At 71.7% G+C, this 20,000-nt stretch carries 13 protein-coding genes and 5 pseudogenes; 9 read left to right on the forward strand and 9 right to left on the reverse strand.

Annotated features, from left to right (window positions below; all coding sequences use genetic code 11):
* Positions 1-10: 10 nt before the first annotated feature.
* Genes sdhA through sdhC form a run of 3 tightly spaced genes read right to left on the reverse strand, consistent with a single transcriptional unit; the run spans position 11 to position 2,599 of the window.
* Complete coding sequence (gene sdhA, locus LRS10_RS05180; protein WP_257836315.1) at positions 11-1,798, reverse strand: succinate dehydrogenase flavoprotein subunit; 1,788 nt, start codon at positions 1,796-1,798, stop codon at positions 11-13.
* A 7-nt stretch (positions 1,799-1,805) separates the two neighbouring features.
* On the reverse strand, positions 1,806-2,192 hold the full coding sequence (gene sdhD / locus LRS10_RS05185) for a succinate dehydrogenase, hydrophobic membrane anchor protein (protein WP_257836316.1): 387 nt from the start codon (positions 2,190-2,192) through the stop codon (positions 1,806-1,808).
* The gene (gene sdhC, locus LRS10_RS05190) at positions 2,192-2,599 is read right to left on the reverse strand and encodes a succinate dehydrogenase, cytochrome b556 subunit (RefSeq protein ID WP_257836317.1); all 408 of its coding nucleotides are present in this window, start codon (positions 2,597-2,599) and stop codon (positions 2,192-2,194) included. The genes sdhD and sdhC overlap by 1 nt, the downstream gene beginning before the upstream one ends.
* 174 nt (positions 2,600-2,773) lie before the next feature.
* Between sdhC and LRS10_RS05195 the strand changes: the two genes are divergently transcribed.
* On the forward strand, positions 2,774-3,661 hold the full coding sequence (locus LRS10_RS05195) for a LysR substrate-binding domain-containing protein (protein ID WP_257836318.1): 888 nt from the start codon (positions 2,774-2,776) through the stop codon (positions 3,659-3,661).
* A gap of 4 nt (positions 3,662-3,665) precedes the next feature.
* Here the strand turns inward: LRS10_RS05195 and LRS10_RS05200 are convergent, their stop codons facing one another.
* A complete protein-coding gene (locus LRS10_RS05200) occupies positions 3,666-3,947 on the reverse strand; it encodes a DUF1801 domain-containing protein (RefSeq protein ID WP_257836319.1) in 282 nt (93 codons plus the stop codon).
* Between the two features lie 151 nt (positions 3,948-4,098).
* Positions 4,099-5,224 (reverse strand): annotated as a pseudogene (gene zapE, locus LRS10_RS05205) (cell division protein ZapE).
* Between the two features lie 170 nt (positions 5,225-5,394).
* Between zapE and LRS10_RS05210 the strand changes: the two are divergent.
* A complete protein-coding gene (locus tag LRS10_RS05210) occupies positions 5,395-5,850 on the forward strand; it encodes a hypothetical protein (protein ID WP_257836321.1) in 456 nt (151 codons plus the stop codon).
* Positions 5,851-5,899: 49 nt separating this feature from the next.
* Here the strand turns inward: LRS10_RS05210 and LRS10_RS05215 are convergent, their stop codons facing one another.
* On the reverse strand, positions 5,900-7,396 hold the full coding sequence (locus LRS10_RS05215; protein ID WP_257836322.1) for a CoA-acylating methylmalonate-semialdehyde dehydrogenase: 1,497 nt from the start codon (positions 7,394-7,396) through the stop codon (positions 5,900-5,902).
* Between the two features lie 74 nt (positions 7,397-7,470).
* On the opposite strand from LRS10_RS05215, the pseudogene LRS10_RS05220 reads away from it, so the two are divergent.
* From LRS10_RS05220 to trxA, 7 genes and pseudogenes are all read left to right on the forward strand, one after another.
* A pseudogene (locus LRS10_RS05220) lies at positions 7,471-8,341 on the forward strand (GNAT family N-acetyltransferase).
* A pseudogene (gene tsaE, locus LRS10_RS05225) lies at positions 8,338-8,814 on the forward strand (tRNA (adenosine(37)-N6)-threonylcarbamoyltransferase complex ATPase subunit type 1 TsaE). The pseudogenes LRS10_RS05220 and tsaE overlap by 4 nt, the downstream one beginning before the upstream one ends.
* Before the next feature lies 1 nt (position 8,815).
* A pseudogene (gene amgK / locus LRS10_RS05230) lies at positions 8,816-9,905 on the forward strand (N-acetylmuramate/N-acetylglucosamine kinase AmgK).
* Between the two features lie 17 nt (positions 9,906-9,922).
* Positions 9,923-10,627, forward strand: coding sequence for a nucleotidyltransferase family protein (locus LRS10_RS05235; RefSeq protein ID WP_257839085.1), 705 nt, complete (start codon positions 9,923-9,925; stop codon positions 10,625-10,627).
* The gene (gene addB, locus LRS10_RS05240; protein WP_257836323.1) at positions 10,624-13,614 is read left to right on the forward strand and encodes a double-strand break repair protein AddB; all 2,991 of its coding nucleotides are present in this window, start codon (positions 10,624-10,626) and stop codon (positions 13,612-13,614) included. Before LRS10_RS05235 ends, addB begins: the two co-directional genes overlap by 4 nt.
* A complete protein-coding gene (gene addA / locus LRS10_RS05245) occupies positions 13,611-17,060 on the forward strand; it encodes a double-strand break repair helicase AddA (protein WP_257836324.1) in 3,450 nt (1,149 codons plus the stop codon). The genes addB and addA overlap by 4 nt, the downstream gene beginning before the upstream one ends.
* Positions 17,061-17,159: 99 nt before the next feature.
* Entirely contained in the window at positions 17,160-17,489 is a 330-nt protein-coding gene (gene trxA / locus LRS10_RS05250) for a thioredoxin (RefSeq protein WP_257836325.1), read from the forward strand.
* A gap of 6 nt (positions 17,490-17,495) precedes the next feature.
* Here trxA and LRS10_RS05255 read toward each other — a convergent pair whose 3' ends face one another.
* The 3 genes and pseudogenes from LRS10_RS05255 to accD all read right to left on the reverse strand — a co-directional run bounded on the left by LRS10_RS05255 (position 17,496) and on the right by accD (position 19,998).
* Positions 17,496-17,750 carry a hypothetical protein gene (locus tag LRS10_RS05255; RefSeq protein ID WP_257836326.1) on the reverse strand — a complete coding sequence of 85 codons (255 nt, stop codon included), beginning with the start codon at positions 17,748-17,750 and terminating at the stop codon, positions 17,496-17,498.
* Entirely contained in the window at positions 17,738-19,096 is a 1,359-nt protein-coding gene (locus LRS10_RS05260; RefSeq protein WP_257836327.1) for a folylpolyglutamate synthase/dihydrofolate synthase family protein, read from the reverse strand. Before LRS10_RS05260 ends, LRS10_RS05255 begins: the two co-directional genes overlap by 13 nt.
* Positions 19,071-19,998: pseudogene (gene accD, locus LRS10_RS05265) on the reverse strand (acetyl-CoA carboxylase, carboxyltransferase subunit beta). The gene LRS10_RS05260 and the pseudogene accD overlap by 26 nt, the downstream one beginning before the upstream one ends.
* Positions 19,999-20,000: the final 2 nt, after the last annotated feature.

Genomic DNA, 20,000 nt, shown 5'->3' on the forward strand with positions numbered 1-20,000 from the left:
TCCTTCCGACCTAGTACACGCGCGCCTTGGGCGGGAACGGCGCGATCTCGTTGGTCATGGTGTAGTCGTGCACCGGGCGGTAATCGATCTTCACCTTGCCGGTGGGATCGTCGAACCACGTCAGGGTGTGCTTCATCCACGTCTTGTCGTCGCGCTCGGGGAAGTCCTCGTGCGCGTGGGCGCCGCGGCTCTCCGTGCGGTTGTGGGCGCCCACCACCGTGACCAGCGCCTGGCCGATCAGGTTGTCCAGCTCCAGCGTCTCCATCAGGTCGCTGTTCCAGATCATCGAGCGATCCGTGACCTTCAGGTCCGGCCGCTTGGCGGCGACCGCGTGCATGCGCTTAACGCCCGAGGCCAGGGCCTCGCTCGTCCGATAGACGGCCGCGTCCTCCTGCATCGCCATCTGCATCTCGAGGCGCAGGGCCGCCGTCGGGGTCGATCCTTGCGCGTTGCGGAAGCGGTCGAGACGCGCGAGGTGCGCGTCGGTCATGTGGTCCTTCAGCTCGGGCTGGGTCGCGCCGGCCTTGATCGTGTCGGCCGCGCGCAGAGCCGCCGAGCGGCCGAACACCACCAGGTCGATCAGCGAGTTCGAGCCCAGGCGGTTCGCGCCGTGCACGCTGACGCAGGCGGCCTCGCCGACGGCCATCAGGCCCGGCACCGTCTTGTCGGGGTTCTTGCCGTCCTTGGTCACGACCTCCGAGTAGAAGTTCGTGGGGATGCCGCCCATGTTGTAGTGCACCGTCGGGAGCACCGGGATCGGCTCCTTGGTCACGTCGACGCCGGCGAAGATCTTGGCGCTCTCCGAGATGCCCGGCAGGCGCTCGGCCAGGATCTTCGGATCCAGGTGGTCGAGGTGCAGGAAGATGTGGTCCTTCTTCGGACCCACGCCCCGGCCCTCGCGGATCTCCATCGTCATCGCCCGGCTGACCATGTCCCGCGGCGCCAGGTCCTTCACGGTCGGCGCATAGCGCTCCATGAAGCGCTCGCCTTCCGAGTTGGTCAGGTAGCCGCCTTCGCCGCGCGCACCCTCGGTGATCAGGCAGCCGGCGCCGTAGATCCCCGTCGGGTGGAACTGCACGAACTCCATGTCCTGCAGCGGCAGGCCCGCCCGCAGCACCATCCCGCCGCCGTCGCCGGTGCAGGTGTGGGCCGAGGTGGCCGAGAAGTAGGCGCGGCCGTAGCCGCCGGTCGCCAGGATCACCAGCTGCGCCTGGAACCGGTGCAGGGTGCCGTCGTCCAGCTTCCAGGCGGTGACGCCCCGGCAGACGCCCTCGTCCATGATCAGGTCGAGGGCGAAGAACTCGATGAAGAACTCGGTGTCGTGCGCCAGCGACTGGCCGTACATGGTGTGCAGCATGGCGTGGCCGGTCCGGTCGGCCGCCGCGCAGGTGCGCTGGATCGGGGCCTCACCGAAGTTCCGCGTCATGCCGCCGAAGGCGCGCTGGTAGATCTTTCCGTCCGCCGTGCGCGAGAACGGCACGCCCCAGTGCTCCAGCTCGTAGACCGCCGCCGGCGCGTTCCGGCAGAGGTATTCGATGGCGTCCTGGTCGCCCAGCCAGTCCGACCCCTTGACGGTGTCGTACATGTGCCAGCGCCAGTCGTCCTCGCCCATGTTGCCCAGCGACGCCGAGATGCCGCCCTGGGCGGCGACCGTGTGCGAGCGGGTCGGGAAGACCTTGGTGATACAGGCCGTCTTCAGGCCGGCTTGCGCGCAGCCCAGCGCGGCCCGGAGGCCCGAGCCGCCGGCGCCGACGACGACGACGTCGAACTTGTGGTCGATGAATTCGTAGGTCGACATCGGTGTCTCACGCGCCTCCCAGCGCGACCTTCAGCACGGAGAAGACGGCGAGCGCGCCGGCCAGTCCGCACACGAAGAGGTTCAGGAGCAGGAGGCCCGTCTTGGTCAGGGTCTTGTGGATGTAGTCCTCCACGACGACCCGCAGGCCCGAATGCATGTGCCAGAAGCTGATGGCGAGCGTCAGCACCATCAGCGTCATGTTCAGCGGCGTGGAGATCCACTCCACCGCGCCGTAGTAGTCGAGGGCGGCCAGCCGCATGACGGCATAGACGGCCCAGATCGTCAGCGGGATCAGGGCGACGGCGCCCACGCGCTCGCCGATCCAGTGGCCGACGCCGTGCTTGGCGGAGCCCAGGCCGCGGGCCCGGGACAGGGGCGTGCGATAGCTGGCCATCAGAGGGCTCCCGTCATGCCGGCGATCACCCACACCGCCAGCGTCGCGGCGACGGCGAAGGCGATGACGCCGACGCCCGAGGCGTTGGCGCTCTTCACGTCCAGGCCGAAGCCCAGGTCCCAGGTCAGGTGCCGGACGCCGTTGCCCAGGTGATAGAAGGCCGCCAGCGTCAGGGCGAACAGCACCGCCTTTCCGAGGATCGAGCCCATCACCGCCTTGTAGGTCTCGTAGGTGTCGGGGCCGCCGGCCAGCGAGATCGCCCAGGCCGCCGCGATGAGCGCGCCGCCATACAGCGCAATGCCGGTGAAGCGATGCAGGATCGAGGTGGCCATGGTCAGGTGCCACCGCCAGATCGTCGTGTGCGGCGACGTCGGCCGTTCCCGCACCACTCTCGAAGCCTCAGCCATGCCCTGCCCTTGCCGTCTCATGTGTTCGAAGCTGGCCCGCTTGTAAGCCTGCGTCCTGCGCTGTCAACGCAGGCCCCGCGCAGCGTGCCTTCCTTCGCGAAGGCCGAAGCTCGCCCGCTTTAGCATTCGACACAATCTGTCTTTCCTGTAGCGTTCCTTCGCGGGAGACGAAGGATGCGGTTCGACCTGACGGACCTGAGACTGTTCTGCGAAGTGGTTGACGCAGGGTCCATCACCGCCGGCGCCGAGAAGAGCGCCCTGGCGCTGGCGGCCGCATCCACCCGGATCCGCAACATGGAGGCGGCCCTGGGCGCGCCGCTGCTGTCCCGGTCGCGCCAGGGCGTGCTCCCGACACCCGCCGGCCGCATGCTGCTGAAGCACGCCCGCACGATCCTGGTCCAGCAGGCGCGAATGCGCGAGGACCTCTCGGCCTACGCCGGCGGCCTGTCGGGCGAGGTGAAAGTGCTGGCCAACACCAATGCGCTCACCGAATTCCTGCCCGAGGCGCTGTCCAGCTTCCTGGCCGACCACCCTCACGTCAGCGTCGACCTCGAGGAGCGGCTTTCGGACGAGATCGTCGGCCTCATCGCCGAGGGCGTCGGCGACATCGGCATCGTCGCGGGCACCGTCGAGGTCGGCGCCCTGCAGACCTACCCCTTCCGCTCGGACCGCTTCGTGGTGGTCACCGCCACCCGCCATCCGCTCGCGGCGCGGCGCAGCGTGACCTTCGCCGAGGTGCTGGCCTATGACCTCGTCGGCCTGGAGCGGTCGAGCTCGCTGCAGCGGTTCCTCACCGCAAAGGCGGCGCGCGAGGGCCGACCGCTGAAGCTGCGCGTTCAGCTGCGCAGCTTCGACGCCGTCTGCCGGCTCGTGGAATGCGGCGTCGGCGTCGGCGTCGTGCCCAGGACGACCGCCCACCGGTCCTCGCGGACGATGTCGCTCGCCATTGTCGAGCTGGACGACGACTGGGCCCAGCGCGAGCTGAAGATCGTAGTCCGCGCCGAGGACGAGCTGCGCCCCTACGCCCGCGAGCTGGTGGAGAGCCTCCGGGCCCCGGTCTGAGAGCCTAGGCGGGATACTTCTCGGCCATCCAGGTGAGCGAGGCGGCGACGATCTGCTCCAGCACCTCGGCGTCCACGTCCGCGAGGCGGTTGATGTACAGGCACGACTTGCCGGTCTTCACCTTGCCGAGCCTCGCCACGAGTTCGTCACGCCCCTCGAAGCCGTCCATCACATAGAGCGTCAGCGCCGACTTGCGCGGCGAGAAGCCCACCCGCGGCGCATCGCCCTCATGGCCGCTGTCGTAGCGGTAGTGATAGCGGCCGAAGCCGACGATCGAGCTCCCCACATCTTCGCAGGCTCGCCGCTGACTTTCGACATCAGGGCGCAGACGGCGCGGGCGTCGGCGCGACGCGACTCGGGCTCGACGGCCGACAGGAAGGCCTCCACGTCGCCGGCGGTCTCTTTGGTCTTGGTCTCGGCCATGGGCCGAGCTTGACCTAACCGCGATCTTCGAGCCAGTCCGCCGAGCGCATTTCCTGCAGGCGCGACGCCGTGCGCTCGAACTCGAACGCGCCGTCGCCCTCCGGGTACAGCTTCGTGGGCTCGGCCTCGGCCAGCACGATGGTCCGCGTCCGCGCCTCGTAGAGCGCATCGATCAGGATCACGAACCGCCGCGCCTCCTCCCGGCGGTTGGCCGTCAGTTTCGGCACGCCGTCCAGGAAGACGGTGTGGAACCTCTCGGCAAGCGCCAGGTAGTCGTTGGGACCCAGCGCCACCGAGCACAGGCTGGCGAAACTGGCTCGCAGCAGGCCGCCGCTCGCGTGGGGGAACTCGATGCGCCGCCCCAGCACTTCCAGCGTCTCGCCGGTCTCCTCCTCCGGGCCCAGCATCTCGGCCCAGAGCTTGTCGAACTGCCGCTCGTTATCCGGATCGATCGGCGAGAACCAGGTGCCCGCCGCCCGCAGGCGATCGAGGCGATAGTCGTGGGGCCCGGCCACCGAGACGACGTCGACCCGGGATTTCAGCAGGTCGATGAAGGGCAGGAAGAGCTGGCGGTTGATGCCGTCCTTGTAGAGCTGGTCCGGCTCGCGATTGGAGGTCGCCACCAGGGTCACGCCGCGCTCGAACAGGGCCTCGAAAAGCCGCCCCAGGATCATGGCGTCGGCGATGTCGGTGACCTGGAACTCGTCGAAGCACAGCAGGGTCGCGGCGTCGGCGACCACGTCCGCGGCCGGCGGGATCGGGTCGTCGCCTTTCACCTGACCGAAGCGCGCCTTCCGCGCCGCCGCGTCGCCCTTGCGCCAGGCGTCGATCAGCCGGTGGATCTCGCCCATGAAGACGTGGAAGTGCGTGCGCCGCTTCTTCTCCACCGGAGCGGTCTCGAAGAAGAGGTCCATCAGCATGGACTTCCCCCGACCCACGGGGCCGACGAGATAGACGCCGTGCTGGCTCTGCGGCCTGGCCTTGCCGAACAGCTTTTTTCAGCCCGCCCGCCGGCCGCGCCGCCTCGAGGTCGGCCTCCAGCCGCACGAGCGACCCGAGCGCCGCGGCCTGGGCCGCGTCCGGACGTATCGAGCCCTCGGCCAGGCGGGCGTCGTAGGCGGCTTGCAGAGCGGACGGCATCGGGTCTCCGCCTAACGATCGCGAGATCACGACGCAAGGAACGGGCGCGCGCCGAACCGGTTGAGGAAGGACAACCAGCGAAGGAGCCCAGCCCATGGCCGAACCAGACGATCGCCGTTTCGACCCCAGCGAAACCGACGCCAACCGGACCCGGATGCAGGGCGGGGGGCGTGGGCGCGCGCGAGATGGACCAGCAGCGCGATCCGAACCGCTTCGAGACCGCAACCAACCCAGAGCAGCGCAGCTTCGAGGGCGACCTGGACGACGCCACAAACGCCGACCGGCCGAGCGAGGCCGACTTCGGCGACACCGATCTTCGGGCCGCCAACAGCGGCGGGACCGCCGGCGGCGAGGGCCCGCCCGAGGAGAGCAACGCCGCGCCGGCGCGGAACGTCGCCGGCCTCGGCGACGTCGACGGCGACCTCGGCGCGGGCACGCCGCCCAACGTCGACGTCCACAAGCTGGGCCAGGACGACAAGCCGGAACAGGACTGGGGCGAGCCCGCCGACGAGGGCGCGATGTTCTCGTCCAACAACACCCGCCGCGGCGTGAAGACGGAGGCCGAGCGCGGTCAGGGCGCCAAGACCCGCGCCGCGAACAAGGACATCTTCAGCCGGCGCAACTGATCCGACTCTGGAAATCCCTCCCCTTCATGGGGAGGGATTGGCGCTACGCCTACTTCATCGTCGGAATGACGAACGCCGAGTCCTCGACCGCGCCTTCCGGCCAGCGGGCGGTGATGGTCTTCACCTTGGTGTAGAACCGCACGCCCTCCATGCCGTGCTGGTTCACGTCGCCGAAGGCCGAGCGCTTCCAGCCGCCGAAGGTGTGGTAGGCCACCGGCACCGGGATCGGCACGTTGATGCCCACCATGCCCACCTGCACGCGGGCGGCGAACTCGCGCGCGGCGCGGCCGTTGCGGGTGAAGATGGCGACGCCATTCCCGTACTGGTGCGAGCTCGGCAGATCGAGCGCCTCCTCGAAGGTCTCGGCGCGGACGATCTGCAGCACGGGGCCGAAGATCTCCTCGTTGTAGGTCTTCATGCCCTTCTTCACGCCGTCGAACAGCGAGGGGCCGATGAAGAAGCCCTTCTCATAGCCCTGCAGGCTGAAGCCGCGGCCGTCGACCACCAGCTCGGCGCCCTCGTCGACGCCCATCTGGATGTAGCTCGCGATCTTGTCCTTGTGCGCCTGGCTGACCACCGGCCCGTACTGGGCGGCCGCGTCCGTGGAGACGCCGACCTTCAGCGTCTCGAGCTCGGCCAGCACCCGTTCGCGCACCTCGTCGGCGGTGGTCTTGCCCACCGGCACGACCACCGGCAGGGCCATGCAGCGCTCACCGGCCGAGCCGTAGGCGGCGCCGATGATGTCCTTGGTCGCCTGCTCGAGGTCGGCGTCGGGCAGGATGATGCCGTGGTTCTTGGCGCCGCCCATCGCCTGGACGCGCTTCCCGTTCGCGGTGCCGCGCGAATAGACGTAGTGGGCGATGTCGGACGAGCCCACGAAGCTGACCGCCTTGATGTCGGGATGGTCGAGGATGGCGTCCACGGCCGCCTTGTCGCCGTGCACGACGTTCAGCACGCCGCTCGGCGCGCCGGCCTCCATCATCAGCTCGGCGAGGCGGACCGGCACCGTCGGGTCCTTCTCGGACGGCTTCAGGATGAAGGTGTTGCCGGTCGCGATCGCGATGCCGAACATCCACATCGGGATCATCGCCGGGAAGTTGAACGGGGTGATGCCCGCGCACACGCCCAGCGGCTGGCGCATCGAATAGACGTCGATGCCGGGGCCGGCGCCCTCGGTGTACTCGCCCTTCAGCACGTGCGGGATGCCGCAGGCGAACTCGATCACCTCCAGGCCGCGCTGGATGTCGCCCTTGGAGTCGGCGATCACCTTGCCGTGCTCGGACGACAGGATCTCGGCCAGCTCGTCCATGTTGGCTTCGACCAGCCGCTTGAACTCGAACATCACCCGCGCCCGCCGCTGCGGGTTCACCAGCGCCCAGGTCTGCTGCGCCCGCAGCGCCGAGGCGACGGCCTGGTCGACCTCGCCCGTCGTCGCGAGCTGGACGCGGGCCTGCACCTCGCCGGTGTTGGGGTTGAAGACGTCGCCGAAGCGGCCCGATTGTCCGGCGAACGCAGCGCCGTCGATGAAGTGGCTGATCTCACGCATGGGAAGGGCTTTTAGGCTCCCCCAGCGGCGCCCGCTAGTTGCCCCAAGGGCGCCGGACGGCGAATGTGGAGCCCATGACCGTTCTTCCGTCCGCCCACGCCGTGAACGCCCGGCCGGCGCGGGACCATATCGTCGACGTGCTGATCGCGGAGCGGGCGCCGAAGCTGTCCGGCTCGGGCGCCTGGCCGGTGCTGCGGCCGCTGCTCTACGCCCTGCTCGACTACGGCAAGGCCCGGCGCATGGCGGACGCGATCGCCCCGATGCCCGGCAAGGCGGCCCTCGAACACGTCTCCCGCCTGCTGTCGGTGGACGTCTCGGCGAGCGGGCTGGACCGCGTGCCCCCGTCCGGCCGCGCCATCGTGGTCTGCAACCACCCGACCGGCATCGCTGACGGCGTGGCGGTGTACGATGCTCTGAAGGCGCTCCGTCCCGACATCTGCTTCTACGCCAATTCCGACGCCCACCGCGTGGCGCCCGGCTTCGACGAGGTGCTGATCCCCGTCGAGTGGGTCGAGGCCAAGCGCACCCGAGAACGCACCCGCGTCACCCTGCAGCTGACGCGCGAGGCCCTGGAGGCCGAGCGCTGCCTCTGCATTTTCCCCGCCGGGCCTGGCGCGGCGGCAGCCCGACGGGATGCTGGCCGACCCGCCGTGGATGCCGACCGCCGTGTCGCTGGCGCGCAAGTACGAGGCGCCGATCGTGCCGGTTCACGTCGCCGGGCCGTGGTCGACGCTGTTCCACCTCTTCAACGGGGTCTCGCAGGAGCTGCGCGACATCACCCTCTTCCACGAACTGCTGAACAAGCGAGGCCGCCGCTTCGCGCTCACCCTCGGCCACCCTATTGCCCCCGAAGCGCTGGCGGGCGATCCCGGCGAGGTGACCCTGAAGCTGAAGCACCACATCGAGCGGGTTCTGGTCGATCAGCCGGACCGGGCCTTCGCATGATCCTCGAGGCCGAGGGCGACTTCCGCCTCGACGACGAGGCGGCCACCGCGCGGCTAGGCGCGGCCATCGCCGCCGAGCTGAAGCCGGGCGAGGCAGTCTGCCTGACCGGCCCCCTCGGCGCGGGCAAGTCGACGCTGGCCCGGGCGCTGGTCCGTGCGCTGACCACGCCGGCCGAGGACGTGCCCTCGCCCACCTTCACCCTGGTCCAGTTCTACGAGGGGGCGCGGCTGAAGGTCGCCCACTTCGATCTCTATCGCCTCTCGGACCCGGATGAGGCCTATGAGATCGGCCTGGACGAGGCGCTGGAGGACGGCGCCGCCGTCATCGAATGGCCCGAACGGCTGGAGGGGCGGCTGCCCCCCGACCGACCTCGATGTAGAGATCGCGCCTTCGGAAGACGATGCAGACGGCAGGCGCGTGCGGCTGATCCCCACGGGGCCTGGGAAGGACGAGGGCTTGAGTTCCGCCCCTGAGATGTCGGACCGTGAGGTCCTGAAGGCCGAGTTCCTGAAGGCCGCCGGGTTCGGCCATGCCCGGCGCGAGCCGATGGGCGGCGACGCCTCCACGCGCAGCTACGAGCGCCTGCACGCCGCCGACGGCGCGCGCTTCATCTTCATGGATCAGCCGCCGGCGCTGGAAAGCGTCGTCTGTCCGCCGGGCGCCACGCCCGAGGAGCGGCTGGCGCTGGGCTACAACGCCGCCGCCCGGCTGGCCGCCGGCTCCATCGCCGCCTTCATCACCACCGCCGCCTTCCTGCGCGAGCGCGGCCTGTCCGCCCCGCGCATCCTGGCCCATGACGCCGAGGCCGGACTGGCGGTCATGGACGACCTTGGCGATGGCCTGTTCGCGTCCCTCATCGCCGACGGCGAGGCCGAGACGCCGCTCTACGAGGCCGCCGTCGACGTGCAGGTCGCCATGCAGGCCGAGCCGCCGCCGGACGTGATCCGCGCCGACGGCCTCGAATGGCCGCTGCTGACCTACGACACCCTGGCGCTGAAGATCGGGACGGACACCTTCCTCGAATGGTGGCCGAAGTTCGCCGGCCTGCCCGCCTTCGGCGCCGACGCGGTGGCGGAGTGGGACGCGCTGTGGGCGCCGGTCTGGGTGCGCGGCGAGGCGGGCGCCAGCGTCTTCACCCACCGCGACTACCACGCCCAGAACCTGCTCTGGCTGCCGGAGCGGGCAGGCGTCGCCCGCGTCGGGCTCATCGACTTCCAGGACGCCCTCAAGGCGCATCCGGCCTGGGACCTGACCCACCTGCTGCAGGACGCCCGGCGCGACGTCTCGGCCGAGCTCGAGGCGGCCATGCTCGGCCGCTTCCTCGCGGCGAAGCCGGCGTTGGACAGGGCCGAGTTCCTCGCCGACTACCGGGCGCTGGCCGCCTCCAACGCCGCCCGCATCCTGGGCCGGGTGTTCGCTCGCCAGGCTCTCCTCGGGCGCCCCCCAGTACAAGGCCTACATGCCTCGCACCTGGCGCTACCTGGAGCGCAACCTGGAAGACCCCGCCATGGCCGGCCTGAAGGCCTGGTTCGACCGGCATGTGCCTCGCGAGGCCCGCGCGTGAGCGCGCCGACCACCGCCATGGTGCTGGCCGCGGGTCTCGGCACCCGCATGCGGCCGCTGACGGACAGCCGCCCGAAGGCGCTCGTCGAGGTCGGCGGCCGCACCCTGATCGACCGCGTCCTGGACGAGCTGGTCGCCGCCGGGGTCACCCGCGCCGTGGTCAACGTCCACCACTTCGCCGACCGGATGGAAGCCCACCTCGCGAAGCGTACCGACCTCGAGGTGCTGATCTCCGACGAGCGGGCCCAGCTGCTGGATTCCGGCGGCGGCATCCAGCACGCCCGCCACCTGCTGGGCGAGGACCCGATCTTCGTCGCCAACATCGACAGCCTGTGGCTGGCCGAAGGCGAGCCGCCGATGGAGACGCTGAAGCGGCTCTGGGACCCGGCGGCGATGGACATCCTGCTGTTGCTGGTGAAGCGCGGCCACGGCCTCGGCTTCGAGGGACCGAACGGCTTCTTCATGGACGCCGATGGCCGGCTGACCCACTCGGTCGAGGCCGAGCCGCCGACGCCCTACGCCAACATCGGCTTCGGCGTGCTCAAACCCCAGGTGCTGGACGCCTCGCCGAAGACCGGTCCGTTCTCCATCCTGCCGGTCTGGCATGAGCTGCAGAAGACCGGCCGCCTGCACGGCGCGGTCATGGACGCCTTCTGGATGCACGTCGGCGATCCCGCCGCCCGCGACGCGGCGGAACAAAGGCTGGGGCAGAGGCTCCCGTGACCGCCTTCTTCGAGCGTCCGGGTCCGCGCTGGTTCAACATCCCCGCGCACCGGCCGTTCGCCGACGACCTGGCCCGCGGCCTCTACGAGGCGCTGAGCCCCTTCGGCCCCGAGGCCCTGTCCGACGCCCTGGTGCTCACCCCGACCCGCCGCGGCGCGCGCGCCGTCGCCGACGCCTTCGTCCGCGCGGCGGAAGGCCGGGCCGTGCTGCCGCCGCAGATGCGCCCGCTGGGCGACCTGGAGGCCGGCGAGCCGCCGTTCGAGCCCGGCGACTTGGCGCTGGACCTGCCCGCCGCCATCGACCCGCTGCGCCGCCGCTTCGAGCTGACGCGGCTGGTGGCCGAGAACTGGTCCCTGCTGCCCGGCCGCGAGCTCACCGCCTCGTCCGCCCTGGAGCTGGCTGACGCCCTGGGCGGCTTCCTCGACAGCCTGCAGATCGAGGAGGTCGAGGCCGGCGAGAAGCTGGCGGGCCTGGTCGAGGCCGATCTGGCTGAGCACTGGCGCGTCAGCCGCGACTTCCTGGAGACCGCCCTGGTCGAGTGGCCGAAGCGGCTGTCGGCGCTCGGCGTGGTCGACGTCTCCGAGCGCCGCGTGCGCCTGCTGCGCCGCCTGGCCGAGGTGTGGACCGCCAAGCCGCCGCAGGGCGTGCTGGTCGCCGCCGGCTCCACCGGCACCGCGCCCGCCACCGCCGATCTGCTGGCCGTCATCGCCGCCGCGCCCCGCGGCTCGGTCGTCGTGCCGGGCCTGGACGACAGCCTGGCGGAAACCGCCTGGAAGCACGTCGACGAACAGCATCCGCAGGGCGCGCTGCGGCGCCTGCTGGGCCGCTCCGGCATCGATCGCGAGAACGTCGAGGTCTGGCCGGCCTCGCTGGCCCATCGCGCCCAGGGCCGCTGGCGCCGGCGCGTGGTCAACGAGGCGCTGCGGCCGCCGCGCGCCACCGCCGACTGGCTGCGGGCCATCGACCAGCTCCGCGCCGAAGCCGAGGCCGAGGGGATCGATCCGGTCGCCGAGGGCCTGCGCGGCCTCTCCCTCGCCAGCGCCCGTTCCGAGGAGGAGGCCGCCACCGTCGCCGCCCTCTTGCTGCGCGAGGCGCTCGAGACGCCCGACAAGACCGCAGCCCTGGTCACGCCCGACCAGGTGCTGGCGCGCCGCGTCGTGGCCAAGCTCGGTCGCTGGGGCATCGCTCCGGACTCCTCGGCCGGCGAGAGCCTGGCCGGCTGCCGCTGCGGCGTCCTGGCCGGCCTCGTCGCCAAGGCCCTCGTCGATGCGTTGGCGCCCGTCAACCTTCTGGCGCTGCTGAAGCATCCCTACGTCCGCCTGGGCCTGGAGCCCGACGACCTCGGTCGCCGGCGCGAACTCCTCGAACGCCACGCCCTGCGCGGCGCCCGGCCCTGGACCTGGGCCACCCTGCGCGCCCGGCTGGCGGACAAGGGCCAGGCCGCCCTGCCGCTGGTCGACCGGCTGGAGGCCCTGCTCGGCGCGCCGCCCGAGGAGGGCGCCGTCGCCGACCTCGCCCGCGCCGTCACCGCCACCATGGAAGCTCTCGCCGCCGATGCGGACGGCCGGACCGGCGACCTCTGGAGCGGCCACGGCGGCGAGGCGATGAGCCGGCTGCTGGCCGGCCTGATCCACGAGACCGGCGGCCTGCCCGAGGTCTCGGCCCGCGGCTTCGCCGACCTGCTGTCGCGGCTGATGGAGGGCGAAACCGTCCGCAGCGGCGGCGCCACCCATCCGCGCCTGCGCATCCTGGGCGCCATCGAGGCCCGCCTGGTGCGCGCCGACCGGCTGGTGGTGGCCGGCCTTGAGGAAGGCGTCTGGCCCAGAGGCGCGCCCCTCGACCCGTTCCTGTCCCGGCCGATGCGCCAGACGCTGGGCCTGCCTCCGCCCGAGCGTCGCGTCGGCCTCGCCGCCCACGACTTCGCCCAGGCCGCCTGCGCGCCCGAGGTGATCCTGCTGCATTCCGAGCGCCGTGAGGGCCAGCCGGCGGTGAAGTCGCGCTGGCTGTGGCGGCTGGAGACGCTGGCCCGCGGGGCCGGCGTGGACATCCCCGACCAGGCCGAGGCGCTGGCCTGGGCCCGTCGCCTCGATCCGCCGGACGACTACCAGCCGGTCGGCCGCCCCGCGCCCTGCCCGCCGGTCGAGGCCCGCCCGCGCGAGCTGTTCGTCACCCGCGTCGAAACCCTGACCCGCGACCCCTACGCGGTCTGGGCGCGGGACATCCTGAACCTGCGCCTGCTGGATCGGCCCGACGAGCCGGTGGAGGCCCGCGCCCGCGGCACGGCCATCCACGCGGCCTTCGAACGCTTCGCCCTGGCCCATCCAGCAGAGCTGCCGCCGGGCGCCGCCGCCATCTTCGAGGGCCTCTACGTCGAGGAGCTGGAGAAGGCCGGCATGCCGCGCGAGGCGCTGGCCCGCGAGAGCGCGCTCGCGCGCGAGGCCGCCGCGTGGGTCGCCGAGCTCGAAGCCCGGCGCCGCGCCGACGGCCGCGCCATCCACGTCGAGAAGACCGGCAAGCTGCCGATCCGGGTCGACGGCCACGAGGTGGTGCTGGGCGCCAAGGCCGACCGCATCGAGGCGGATCCGCAAGGCTACGGCCACATCCTCGACTACAAGACCGGCCGCGCGCCGTCGCAGAAGGTGGTCGACGCCGGGTTCTCGCCGCAGCTCACCCTGACCGCCGCCATCCTGGCCCACGGCGGCTTCGGCGAGATCGGCCGCCTGACGCCCGGAGAGCTGGTCTATCTGGAGGTCACCGGCCGCCGGCCCGCGGGCCGCGAGGAGGTCCGCGCCAGCGTCGACGAGAGCGCGCACGCCGCCGAGCAGGCGCTGGACGGCGCGCGCCGCCTGCTCGCCCGCTACTTCCAGCGCGACCAGCCGTACGTCTCGCGAACCGCCCCGCAGTTCGTGAAGACCTACGCCTCCGACTACGACCACCTGGCCCGGGTCTTCGAATGGTCGACGAGCGGCGAGGAGGGCGAGGCGTGACCCTGCACCTTGTCCCGACACCCCAGGACCACCAGCGCAACGCCGCCGACCCCGGCGTCTCGGCCTTCGTCACCGCCAACGCCGGTTCGGGCAAGACCAAGACCCTGATCGACCGGGTCGCGCGCCTGCTGCTCACCGGCGCCGAGCCCGAGACCATCCTCTGCGTCACCTACACCAAGGCCGCGGCCGCCGAGATGCAGCGCCGCCTGTTCGCCCGCCTGGGCGGCTGGTCGGTGATGCCCGACGGGCCGCTGACCGAGGAGCTCGCCGACCTCGAGGGCCGCGACGGCGCCGCCTATGACGACCGCCGCCTTTCCGAGGCCCGCGCCCTGTTCGCCCGCGCCCTGGAGACGCCCGGCGGGCTGAAGATCCAGACCATCCACGCCTTCTGCGAGAAGCTGCTCCGCCGCTTCCCGCTGGAGGCGGGCATCTCGCCGGGTTTCCGGGTGATGGACGACGCCGCCTCGGCCGCCGTGGCGGCCGCCGCCCGCGCCGCGGTCGCCCGCCACGCCCTGAAGGGCGAGGGCCGCACGGCGCAAGCCTACGCCCGCCTCTCGGTGGCGCTGGACTTCGGGTCCTTCCAGCAGATGTTCCTCGACTTCGAGGGCCGCCGCGGGAAGCTGCGCGACTTCTTCGAGGCGCGGGGCGGGCATGAGGGCGCCGCGGCCTGGGTCTGGGAGACCTGCGGGCTCGAACCCGGGGAGGACGCCGAGGCCGTCGAGCGCGCGGCGCTGGCCGGCCTTGACCGCAACCTCTGGCGCGCGGCCGCCGAGACGCTCTTGGCCGGCACGGCCACCGACCAGAAGTGCGCCGGCCAGCTCCGCGCCGTCGCCGCCGAGCCCGCCTTCGCCGGCGCCCTGGCCGCGCTCTTCACCGACAAGGGCGAGGGCACGCCCGCGACCTGGGTCGCCAAGACCTCGGGCCTCAAGGCGCAGGAAGGCCTGCGCATGGCCCTGCTCAGCGAGCAGGATCGCCTGGCCGCCGCCCGCGAGAAGCTCCGCGCCGCCCGCGTCGCCGCCGACACCCTCGACGCCCTGACGCTGGCCGAGGCCTATCTCGCCGCCTACCGGATCGAGAAGACCGTCGCCGGGGCCCTCGACTTCGCCGACCTGATCGAGAAGACCCGCAGCCTGCTGGCCAGCCGGCCCGCCGCCGCCTGGGTGCTCTACAAGCTGGACGGCGGCATCGACCACATACTGGTCGACGAGGCGCAGGACACCGCCCCCGACCAGTGGGAGATCGTCCGCGCCCTCACCGGCGAGTTCTTCGCCGGCGACGGCATGCTCCGCCGCAGCGAGGCCGAGCGCACCCTGTTCGTGGTCGGCGACGAGAAGCAGTCGATCTACTCCTTCCAAGGCGCCGCGCCCGAACGCCTGCTGTCCGAGACCCGGCGCTACGTGGCCGAGATCGAAGCCGCCGGCCGCAAGGGCGCCGCCGTGCCGCTGCACGCCTCCTGGCGGTCCACCGAAGAGGTGCTGTCCTTCGTCGACGCGGTGTTCAGCACCGGCGTGCCGCCGGGCGTGGATGCGCTGGAACACATCCCGATGCGGGCCGGCGAGCGCGGCTGCGTCGACCTCTGGCCGCTCGTCCGCGAGCCCAAGAGTGAGGCGCGCGACGCCTGGGACGCGCCACTCGACGCCCAGGGCGAGGAGAGCGCGGTCAAGGTTCTCGCGCGCAACATCGCCTGTGAGATCCGGGCCCTGGTGGAGCGCGGCGACACGGTCGTGGAGCGCGGCCGGGCGCGCCCGGCGTCCTGGGGCGACGTGCTGATCCTGGTGCGCAAGCGCGGCGGCCTGTTCGAGGAGATCCTGCGGGCGCTGAAGCACGCGAGCATCCCCGTCGCCGGGGCCGACCGGCTGGCGCTCTCGGAGCACATCGTCTTCGACGACCTGATGGCGCTGGCCCGCTTCGCCCTCTTCCCCGACGACGACCTGACGCTCGCCGCGCTGCTGAAGAGCCCGTTCTGCGGCCTGACCGACGACGACCTGTTCCAGCTGGCCTGGAAGCGTGAAGGCCGCCTCTGGCGCGCGCTGACGACGCGGGCGGACGAACAGCCGGCCTGGCGGGCGGCCGCCGACTTCCTGGCCACCATGCGCAAGGCCGCCGCCGAGACGGGCCCCTTCGGCTTCTACACCCGTGCGCTCGGCGCCCGCGACGCCCAGGGCCGCTCGATGCGCATGCGCCTGCTGCGCCGGCTGGGGGCCGAGGCCGAGGATGCGCTCGACGAATTCCTGGCGCAGGTGCTGGCCGCCGAGGGCCGCGGCGTCCACGACCTGGAGAGCCTCGCCGCCGACTTCGCCAGCCTCGACATCGTCGTGAAGCGCGAGCTGGAGGGCGGCCGCGACGAAGTCCGGGTGATGACCGCCCACGGCGCCAAGGGCCTGGAGGCGCCGGTCGTCATCCTGCCCGAGACCACCTCGGAACAGGGCGCCCGCGGCTCGCCCCTGCTGGAGACGACCGACGGCGGCTTCCTCTGGTGCGCCAGCGGCAAGGCCGACTGCGAGGCCTCCGCCGCCGCGCGGACTCTGCGCCAGACCCGCGAGGCCGAGGAGTCCCTGCGGCTGCTCTATGTGGCGCTGACCCGCGCCCGCGAGCGGCTGATCCTCTGCGGCCGCATCGCCGCCAACCGCAAGGAGGAGGGCCTGAAGGCCTGGTGGTCGGCCATCAAGACCGGCTTCGCCCACGAACGGATCGCGCCGCAGGTGCGGCAGGCGGCCTGCGGCGACGTGCTGGCCGAGCGCTATGGCCCCGATCCGGTCGCCATGGGACCCGCCGCCCACGCCGGGGCGGCGCCGGCCGATGTCCCTGCCTGGGCGGGCGTCGACCCCGCGCCCGAGGCCTTCGCCCGCTACGCCTCGCCGTCCGATCTCGGTGAAGGGACCGTCGTGGCCGCGCCTTCGCCGCTCGCCGCCGCCGGCGGCCTCGGCCGCTTCCGGCGGGGCGACATCATCCACCGGCTCCTGCAGGTGCTGCCCGACCTGCCGCCCGAAGACCGAGCGTCGGGCGCCCGCGCGCTGCTGGCCCGCGAACCCGACCTCTCCGACGACCAGCGCGCCGAGATGGCCACGGCCGCGCTCTCGGTGCTGGAGGACGCCCGCTTCGCCGAGGTGTTCGGCCCGGGCTCCCGCGCCGAGGTCGCCATCGCCGGGTCCGCCGCGGCCCTGCCGCCCGACCTGAAGATCTCCGGCCGCATCGACCGGCTGGTGGTGCTGCCCGGCCGGGTGCTGGTGGCCGACTTCAAGACCAACCGGCCCTCGCCCGACCGCATCGAGGACGCCGACCCGGCCTATCTGCGCCAGATGGCGCTCTACGCCGCCGTGCTCGCCGAGGTCTTCCCCGGGCGACGGATCGAGGCGGCTCTGGTCTGGACGGACGGCCCGAAGCTGATGACCGTTCCAGAAAACCTGCTGGCCCGGACCCTTGCCGAGCTCCGCCGTGGCGGTTGATACCTGCGCAGGCTCCGCCTACATCGGCGGATCAAGAGGCGCGTGGCCGCGTTCTGAGGCCCAGATTCCCGTTCGGCCGCGCGCGAGAGGAGTTTTCCTATGAGCACCGTGAAGGTCACCGACGCCACCTTCGAGACCGACGTCCTGCAGGCGCAGGGCCCCGTGCTGGTCGACTTCTGGGCGGAGTGGTGCGGCCCCTGCAAGCAGATCGCGCCCGCCCTCGAGCAGCTGTCCGAAGAGCTGGCCGGCAAGGTGACGATCGCCAAGCTGGACATCGAGGACAGCCCCACCACGCCCTCGCGCTACGGCGTCCGCGGCATTCCCACCATGATGCTGTTCAAGGGCGGCCAGATGGCCTCGATGAAGGTCGGCGCCATGCCCAAGCAGAAGATCCTGGAGTGGCTGACCGAGGCCGGCGTCGCCGCCTGATCGGCTTCAATCGTCCAGACGGGTTTCAGGGCCGCCTTCGGGCGGCCCTTCTCGTTTGGGCCTCTGCCTCAGGACGTACCAGCGCACCGTGCGGGTCGCGACGAGGAAGCCGACCACCCAGCCGATCAGCACCACGTCGGTGCGACCGAACAGCTCGATCAGGACCCACAGGATCACGAGCGCGATGCCGAGGGTGATCAGGTAGTGGCGCGGCAGGGCGAAGCGCAGGCTGTAGGGTTTCGACGGCATCAGCTCGGCCACGTCTCGGGGCTCATCGCCAGCACCTCGCCGGCGAAATGCAGGCCCCCGCACACCAGCACATGCGGAGCCGGCCCTTCGGCCGCAAGGGCCAGCCGCACCGCCGCTTCGACGTTCGGCGCCATCTCCGCGGGAAGGCCCGCCTGCACCGCGGCGACGGCGATGTCCTCGGCGCTCGCGGCGTTCGGGCCTTCGAAGGTCGTGGCGATGACCCGCGGCCGCATCTCGGCGAAGGGGCGGAAGAACCCCTCGGCGTCCTTGCGGGCGAACATGCCGGTCACCAGCGTCAGCGGCCGGGGATCGCGATCGACGATGCGCGAGGCCGCCTCGGCCAGCGCCCGGCCGGCGTGCGGATTATGGCCGCCGTCCAGCCACAGGTCGGACCCGCGCCGACGGGCCAGTTCGGCCAGCGGCCCGGCGGTCAGCCGCTGCATCCGCGCCGGCCAGACCGCCGAGGCGACGCCGGCGCCCAGCACCTCGTCGCTCAGGGCGTGGTCGAAGGTCAGCGCCGCGGCCACCGCCAGGCCGGCGTTCTCGAACTGATAGCCGCCGAACAGGCTGGGCGCCGGCAGGTCCAACAGCCGGTCCGGCATCTGCACCAGCAGCCGGCCGCGCTCCTCCCAGGCGTCGAAGTCGGCGCCCATCTGGAGGATCGGCGCCATCCGGTCGTCGGCCTCGCGGGTGATCATCTCCAGCGCCTCTTCCATCTGGCGCGCCACCACCACGGGGCGGCCCCGCTTGATGATCCCGGCCTTTTCCCAGGCGATCTTGGACAGCCCCGGTCCCAGCATCTCCAGATGGTCGTAGTCCACCGGCGTGATCACGCTGACCGCCGGGGCGTCGAAGACGTTGGTCGCGTCGAACCGGCCGCCCAGTCCCACCTCGACGATGCACAGGTCGGCCGGCGTCTCGGCGAAGGCCAGCAGAGCCAGGACCGTCGTGATCTCGAAGAAGCTGATCGGCTCGCCGGCGTTGGCGGCCTCGACCCGGTCGGTGAGCTCGAGGAGGTGTTCGTCGGTGATCAGCTTGCCGGCCAGCCGGATGCGTTCGGCGAAGCGCACCAGATGGGGCGAGGTCAGCGCATGCACCCGCAGCCCCGCCGCCTCGCCGATGGCGCGCAGATAGGCGACCGTCGAGCCCTTGCCGTTGGTGCCCGCCACGTGGATCACCGGCGGCAGGCGCCTCTCGGGGTGATCGAGGGCGGCCAGCAGCCGCTCCACGCGTCCGGTGGTCAGGTCGATCAGCGTCGGATGATTGGCGCGCAGCCGCTGGATCACCGCGTCGGAGGCGCGGATCGGATCGAAGCCGGGATCGGACTTCAGGTCAGGCGGCGGAGGAAAGGCGCTCACGCCCCATCATAAGCGTCTTCAGGATCGAGCCCAGCCTGTCCGGCAGTTCGGCGCGCGGGACCACCTGGTCGATCATGCCCCGCTCGGCCAGGAACTCCGACTTCTGGAAGCCGGGCGGCAGGGTCTCGCGGATGGTCTGTTCGATCACCCGGCGGCCCGAGAAGCCGATCGTGGCGTTCGGCTCGGCCAGATGGATGTCGCCCAGCATGGCGTAGGAGGCGAGCACCCCGCCGGTGGTGGGATCGGTCAGCACGACGACGTAGGGCAGGCCGGCGGCCTTCACCTCGTTCAGCGCCAGCGTCGTGCGGGCCATCTGCATGAGGGACAGGGTGCCCTCCTGCATGCGCGCGCCGCCCGAGGCGGTGAAGATCACCAGCGGGACCTCGCGCTTCACAGCCTCCTTCGCCGCGGCGATGAACGCCTCGCCCGCGCCCATGCCCAGCGAACCGCCCATGAAGTGGAAGTCCTGGACCATCACCACGCAAGGCTGGCCCCGCACGTGACCGTAGGCGGCGGCGATCGAATCCCTGCTCGCCCGTGGCCTTCCGCGCCGCCTTCAGGCGGTCGGGATACGAACGGTCGTCCGGGAACTTGTGCGGGTCCTCGACCACCGGCGCCCAGTCGATCTTCTCGAACTGGCCGTCGTCGAACGTGATCGCCAGCCGCTGCGCCGCGCCGATCCGCATGTGGTGGCCGGACGGGGTGACCCACAGGGCCGCCTCGAGGTCGGGCCGGTAGATCATCTCGCCCGTCTCGGGGCATTTCACCCAGAGGTTCTCGGGCGTGGACTCGCGCTTGGCGAAGTTCCGCACCCCGGGGGCGATCCGGGAAAGCCAGCCGCGGCGTTCCCGGTTGCCGGCCGGACGGCCGGGCTTGTCGTTACGCTGATCAGCCATCGCCATGG

Origin of the sequence: Phenylobacterium sp. J426 (genome assembly GCF_024699945.1) — a bacterium.
GTDB lineage: Bacteria > Pseudomonadota > Alphaproteobacteria > Caulobacterales > Caulobacteraceae > Phenylobacterium.

Coding starts and splice junctions, on each gene's coding strand:
- sdhA (WP_257836315.1), bottom strand. CDS start 1,798: ATGTCGACCTACGAATTCATCGACCACAAGTTCGACGTCGTCGTCGTC.
- sdhD (WP_257836316.1), bottom strand. CDS start 2,192: ATGGCCAGCTATCGCACGCCCCTGTCCCGGGCCCGCGGCCTGGGCTCC.
- sdhC (WP_257836317.1), bottom strand. CDS start 2,599: ATGGCTGAGGCTTCGAGAGTGGTGCGGGAACGGCCGACGTCGCCGCAC.
- LRS10_RS05195 (WP_257836318.1), top strand. CDS start 2,774: ATGCGGTTCGACCTGACGGACCTGAGACTGTTCTGCGAAGTGGTTGAC.
- LRS10_RS05215 (WP_257836322.1), bottom strand. CDS start 7,396: ATGCGTGAGATCAGCCACTTCATCGACGGCGCTGCGTTCGCCGGACAA.
- LRS10_RS05235 (WP_257839085.1), top strand. CDS start 9,923: ATGGTGCTGGCCGCGGGTCTCGGCACCCGCATGCGGCCGCTGACGGAC.
- trxA (WP_257836325.1), top strand. CDS start 17,160: ATGAGCACCGTGAAGGTCACCGACGCCACCTTCGAGACCGACGTCCTG.